2 protein-coding genes and 1 pseudogene are annotated in these 6,337 nt (G+C 67.8%); all 3 read right to left on the bottom strand.

Annotation, left to right across the window (positions count from 1 at the left end):
• Positions 1-1,964: pseudogene (locus ACGFR7_RS37360) on the bottom strand (type I polyketide synthase); the annotation flags it as partial.
• 112 nt (positions 1,965-2,076) lie between these two features.
• Entirely contained in the window at positions 2,077-3,288 is a 1,212-nt protein-coding gene (locus ACGFR7_RS37355; protein ID WP_393328509.1) for a cytochrome P450, read from the bottom strand.
• Positions 3,289-3,330: 42 nt separating this feature from the next.
• On the bottom strand, positions 3,331-6,337 hold a 3,007-nt coding region (locus ACGFR7_RS37350), incomplete at its 5' end, for a type I polyketide synthase (RefSeq protein ID WP_393328506.1).

Genomic DNA, 6,337 nt, shown 5'->3' with positions numbered 1-6,337 from the left:
GTGGCGTCCTTGAGGTTCAGGATGCCTGCGACATGCGCGGCGGCCAGTTCGCCGATGGAATGCCCAGCCAGGTAGTCGGGCTTGATGCCCCACGATTCGACGAGGCGGTAGAGGGCGACTTCGAGGGCGAAGAGGGCGGGTTGGGTGAATCCGGTCTGGTCCAGTTCCTTGCCGGTGGTGATGATGTCGCGGATCGGGCGGCCTAGGAGCGGGTCCAGTTCCACCGCGACGGCGTCGAACGCTTCGGCGTAGGCGGGAAATGACAGGTACAACTCTTCGCCCATACCGTCCCGTTGGGCGCCCTGCCCCGTGAACAGGAACGAGGTCCTCCCGTTCTGTTTGAGCTCAGGCCGGCGCTCCCCCGAGGCCAACGCCCGCAGTCCATCGTGGAGTTCGGTGCGGTCCCGGCCGGTGACCACCGCGCGGTAGCCGAAGGTGGTACGGCTCGTGGCAAGTGCGTACCCAAGGTCGAGGGGGCTGGCGTCGGTGGCGTACGACAGCAGGCGCTCGGCCTGGTCGGCGACGGCTTGCGGGGAATGCCCCGATAGCACCCATGGCACGACTGGCAGCTCCCGCACCGGACCGGCGTCCTCGCTGGTGGCGGCCGGGGCCTGCTCGATCACCACATGTGCGTTGGTGCCGCTGATGCCGAAGGAGGAGATGGCTGCGCGCCGCAGCCGGCCGGTTTCGGGCCAGGGGGTGTGGTCGGTGAGGAGGGTTACTGCGCCGGTGTTCCAGTCGACGTGGGTGGTGGGTTCGTCGACGTGGAGGGTTTTGGGTAGTACGCCGTGGTGGATGGCTTGGATCATTTTGATGGTGCTGGCGATGCCGGCGGCGGCTTGGGTGTGTCCGATGTTGGATTTGATGGAGCCGAGCCAGAGGGGTTGGTTGGTGGGTCGGTTTTGGCCGTAGGTGGCGAGGAGTGCTTGGGCTTCGATGGGGTCGCCGAGGGTGGTGCCGGTGCCGTGGGCTTCGACGGCGTCGATGTCGGCTGGGGTGAGGTGGGCGTTGGTGAGGGCCTGGTGGATGACGCGTTGTTGGGAGGGGCCGTTGGGGGCGGAGAGTTGGCTGCTGGCGCCGTCCTGGTTGACGGCGCTGCCCCGTACCACTGCCAGCACCTGGTGCCCGTTGCGTTTCGCGTCCGACAACCGCTCCAGGAGGAGGAGGCCGGCGCCTTCGCCGAGTGTGGTGCCGTTGGCGGTGTTGGCGAAGGCTTTGATGCGGGCGTCGGGGGCGAGGCCGCGTTGGCGGCTGAATTCGATGAGGGTGGTGGGGGTGGCCATGATGCTGATGCCGCCGGCGAGGGCGAGGGTGCATTCGTTGTTGCGGAGTGCTTGGGCGGCGAGGTGGAGTGCGACCAGTGAGGATGAGCAGGCGGTGTCGATGCTGACGGCGGGGCCCTCGAACCCGAACGTGTAGGACACCCGACCCGACGCGGCGCTGTACGCGCTGCCGGTTCCCAAGTGGCCTTCGAAGCCGTCTGGAACATTGCGGAATAGGCGTGCGCCGTAGTCGCCGTACATCACCCCGGCGAAGACCCCCGTCGCACTTCCGCGCAGTCGTGTCGGGTCGATGCCGGCCCGTTCGATGGCCTCCCAGGCCAGCTCCAGCAGGATCCGCTGTTGCGGATCGATGGCCAGAGCCTCCCGCGGACTGATCCCGAAGAACTCCGCATCGAAGTCACCGGCATCGTCCAGGAAGACGCCTTCGCGGACGTAGATCTTTCCCGTCCGGTCGGGATCGGCGTCGTACAGCTCTTCGGGGTTCCATCCGCGGTCGGCCGGGAGCGGGGAAACCGCGTCCCGGCCGTCCGCGACAAGCTGCCACAACTCCTCAGGGGACGTGACGCCGCCCGGGTAGCGGCAGGCTGCGGCAACGATGGCGATGGGTTCACTGGAAGCGTCGGTGAGCTGCTGCTTCTCCCGCCGCAGTCGCTCGTTCTCCAGTAGCGAAGCGCGCAGCGCGGCGACGACTTTGTCTTCGGGAGAGTTCCCCATCATCAACTCCATGTTCGGCAGGCCCCATATTCCGAAAGGGCCCTTAAGCGACCCTTGATCGGGCCTTATGGGCGATGTCTCACCACCTGACGGGCAGACTCTTCACCCCGTACGTGCTCATCGCGTCGCGCGTTTCGATGTCCTCGGGACGTATGTCGAGACGCAGGTTGGGGAACCGCCGGAACAGTGCGGGCATGACGATGCGCAATTCCGTCTTGGCGAGGTGTACGCCGACGCACTTGTGCACGCCGTGGCCCCAGGTCAGATGAGTGTTGTTCGGTCGCTCGGGATCGAAGGCATCAGGATCGGTGAATCGGTCGCCGTCACGGTTGGCGGTGGAGAGCATCATCGTGATGCTCTCGCCCTTCTTGACCAGCTGTCCGGCGAATTCGACGTCGGTCAGAGCCGCCCGCGTCACGAAGTGGGCGATTGTCAGATACCGGAGGAGTTCGTCGGCCGCCTCGTTCGTCCAGTGGCCTTCGACAGTCAGACGTCGCCGCAACTCGTCGTCCTGAAGCAACAAATAGGCGCCGAGGGTGATCATGTGGGCCGTTGTCTCGTGCCCCGCGCCGAGAATCGCGAGCGCGATATTGGAAAGTTCGGTGTCGGTGAATTCGTCCTCGGCGATCAGGCTGCTCAGCAGGTCGTCGGAGGGGTTGGCCCGCTTCGACGTGACGAGCTCGTGCATGAGTTGGCCGGTACGGACCATCGCGGCATGCACCTGCTCCGGCGGTGTGCCTGGGGTGAGTACGGGGACGCGCAGCGAGCTGAACTCCTCGGTGACCTTCTGCGAACCGCCGAGCACCTCGGTGATCACCTTGATCGGGATGGGCAGCGCGAAGGTCTGGAGCAGGTCGGTAGAGCCGTTCTCCTTCTCCATCGCGTCCAGTACTTCGTTGGTGATCCGCTCGATGGTCGGCTCCAGAAGCCGGGCCTGCGTGGCCGAGAACGCCTTGACGAGCGGCTTCCGGTAGCGGGTGTGCTCGGGCGCGTCCATGCCGACGAACACGCCCGGCTGCGCGGGACCGAGCTTGAAGGGGACCGGAACGGGGAAGCTCCGCAGCTCGTGCCGGGCACTGATGTCCGGGCTCACCAGGATCTTCCGGGTGAGGTCGTAGCTGGTGACCAGCCAGCCGACGTGCCCGTCCGGGTAGACCATCTTGACGATTGGCTGCTCCTTGCGGAGCTGGGTGAACTCGGCCGGAGGGCTGAACGGGCAGCGGCGCGCGGTCGGCATCGCGTCGAGAACCGTCGCGGGGTGGGCCTGGTGGTCGGTCTCGTTGATCGTCACTTTCACTCCTTGGCTATGGATGTACGTGTGCGTCGACGGTGTTCATGACTCGCTGTCGGCCAACGCACGCCGGACGAGTTCGTCCAGGTCGGCCGCCATGATCGCGTCGGTTTGGTCGGTTTGGTCGGTCTCGAGGGTCGATGGCCCCGGCTGCCCCGGCGCATCGCCCGCCCGCCCTGGGGAACTCTGGGCGAGCCGCATGAGCACTTCCAGGAGGCCGGCTTCCCGAATGCGGAGCAGCGGGATCGAAGCGATGGCACGCCGGATCTCCTCCTCATCCCCCGTGCCTCCGGAGAGCGGGCTACCGGATGCATCGGGGACGAGGGTGTCGAGCAGATGTCGGGCCAGTGCGCCGGGCGTGGGGTAGTCGAAGACGAGCGTGGCGGACAGGTGTAGCCCGGTGACCGCCTTGAGCCGGTTGCGCAGTTCGACGGCGGTGAGTGAGTCGAAGCCCATGTCCAGGAGTCCCCGCTCGGAGTCGATCGCCCCGGCGTCCGTCTGCCCCAGCACCAGGGAGATCTGCTCGCGCACCAAGTCGAGGAGCATCGTGAGCCGCCCGGCCTCCTCGGCCTGCCCGGCGAGGCGGCGGACCAGGGAGGACCGGTCGTCCTGGGAAAGGCGCGCCGGAGTGCGTACGAGACCGCGCAGTACGGCCGGCAGCGGGCCGACGGCCGCCGCAGTGCGCAGCGCGGGAAGATCCAGCCGTGCGGGGACTAGCAGCGGCGGACTGGGAACGGTCAGTGCCGTCTCCAGAAGCGCGAGGCCCTGTTCCTTGGACAGGGCGCGGATTCCGCTGCGGGTGTCGGCCGTGCTGCCGCCCATGCCGTCGGCCTCGGCCCACAGGCCCCAGGCGAGCGAAGTGGCGGGCATGCCCGCAGAGTTGCGGTGCAGGGCCAGGGCGTCGAGGAACGAGTTGGCGGCGGCGTAGTTGCCCTGGCCGGGGCTTCCGATGACACCCGCGGCGGAGGAGAACAGCACGAACGACGCGAGAGCAAGCCCTTGGGTGAGCAGGTGCAGGTTCCACGCGGCGTCCGCCTTTGGGCGCATCACCGCATCGAGGCGGTCTTCGGTGAGAGCGGGGATCGTGGAATCGTCGAGTACCCCTGCGGCATGAATGACTGCGGAGAGCGGACGCTCTGCCGGAACGGCATCGAGTACCGCTCGCAGCGACTCCAGGTCCGCCGCGTCGCAGGCCGCGAGTTCCACCGAGGCGCCGAACTCCTCTAATTCGGCCACCAGTTCGTTGCTTCGATCGGCCGCGGGGCCGCTGCGGCTGAGCAGCAGCAGATGGCGAACCCCTCGCCGCTCCACGAGATGCCGGGCCACCAGCCGGCCGAGGCTGCCGGTGCCGCCCGTGATCAGCACGGTGCCGTCCGGGTCGAACGCGCCCGCTGCGACGCCGGTGCCCACGGACTCGGCGACTGCCGCACGGGCGAGCCGAGGGATGAAGAGGTCCCCGCTCCGCAGCGCGACCTGGGGTTCACCGCTGGACAGTGCCCTGAGTAGCAGACTGCCCGTCGTACTGGTGTGGTCAAGATCGATGAGCAGGAAGCGGTCGGGATTCTCTGACTGTGCGGAGCGCACTAGGCCCCACACGGACGCGGCGGCAGGATCGGCCCCGGCCCCGGCCCCGGACATTGACCCGGACTCGGTCTCTGATGTGTCGACGGCGATCGAACCGGTGGTCACGAAGGCGAGGCGGGACGAAGCGAACCGCTCGTCCGCTAGGAATGCCTGCACCAGTGCCAGAACCTGCCGGGTGGCCAGCCGGGCAGCTACCGCGTCGCCCACGGCACCGCCCTTCGGGTACGGAACGACCAAGAGGTCCGGTACGGATGCAGCCTCGCCGACCGTGGCATCCAGCGCGGCGGGGACGGGGAACGCCTCCGCCGTGAGGTCGAGGCCCTCCCAGTCGGCGACCGGCTCCGGCGTCCGCCCGTCCCCGTGGAGGACGACCGCCGTCGAAGGATCCTGTGCCCCAGCCACGGCCGACGACGGAAGCCGTGTCCAGTCCAGCCGGAACAGGGAGTTGGGCGCGGTCATACGACCCGTGTCAGCCAACTGGTCGGCGGTGACCCGACGGACCAGCAGAGACTCGACGGTGGCGACCGGTTTTCCCGAACTGTCGGAGAGAGCCAGTGCGACGGTATCGGTGCCCCGCTGGGTGAGGCTCACCCGCAACTCGTCCGTTCCGGCTGCATGCAGGGTTACCCCGCGCCACGAGAAGGGAAGCTTCGTGGATACGCCGTCGTCCGGCTCGGTCTCCATTCCAGCGGGCGCCAGCGCGAAGGAGTGCAAGGCCGCGTCGAGAAGCGCCGGGTGAATACCGAACCCGGTGGGACCGAGGCTCTCGGGCAACGCGACCTCGGCATGCACCGTGGCCCCGTCCTGCCACGCGGCGCGCAGGCCTTGGAAGGCGGGACCGTAGTCCAGCCCGACATCGGAGAGACGCGCATACAAGTCGTCCACACCCAGCGGAGTCGCGCCAGCCGGGGGCCACTGCCCATCACTCTGCGCCCCCGCTTCGCCGTCGGCGGACGACAGCGAACCGGACGCGTGCTGAACCCACTCGGAACCGGGCTCGTCCTCGGTGCCGGAGCGGCGGGAATGGACGGCTACCGCCTGCGCTCCGCCCTCTTCCGGGGCAGAGATCACCATGCGCAGATCGACACCTCCGTGCTGCGGCACGGTCAGAGGCGTTTGGAGAGTGAGCTCATCGACCTGGCTGCGCCCAGCCCTGCCGGCGGCGAAGAGCGCGAGATCGACGAAGGCCGTGCCCGGAAGGACCACAGTGCCGAGTACCGAGTGATCGGCCAGCCAGGGATGGGCATTGAGCGATATTCGCCCGGTGAAGACGCTGGTGCCGTCGGGCAGCTCGGTCACCGCGCCCAGCAATGGGTGCTCCACCTTGGTGAGGCCGGCCGCGGCCACATCGGCGTTCCCGATGGAGTTCAGCCAGTATCGCTTGTGTTGGAAGGGGTAGGTGGGGAGTTCGGTGTGGTGGGCGTTGGTGCCTTTGAAGAATTCGGTCCAGTTGATGTGGGTGCCG

This window comes from Streptomyces sp. NPDC048516 (genome assembly GCF_043199875.1).
Classification (GTDB): Bacteria; Actinomycetota; Actinomycetes; order Streptomycetales; family Streptomycetaceae; genus Streptomyces.
Note: the sequence above shows the minus strand (reverse complement) of the source record. Positions and strands in the feature narration are given on the sequence as shown.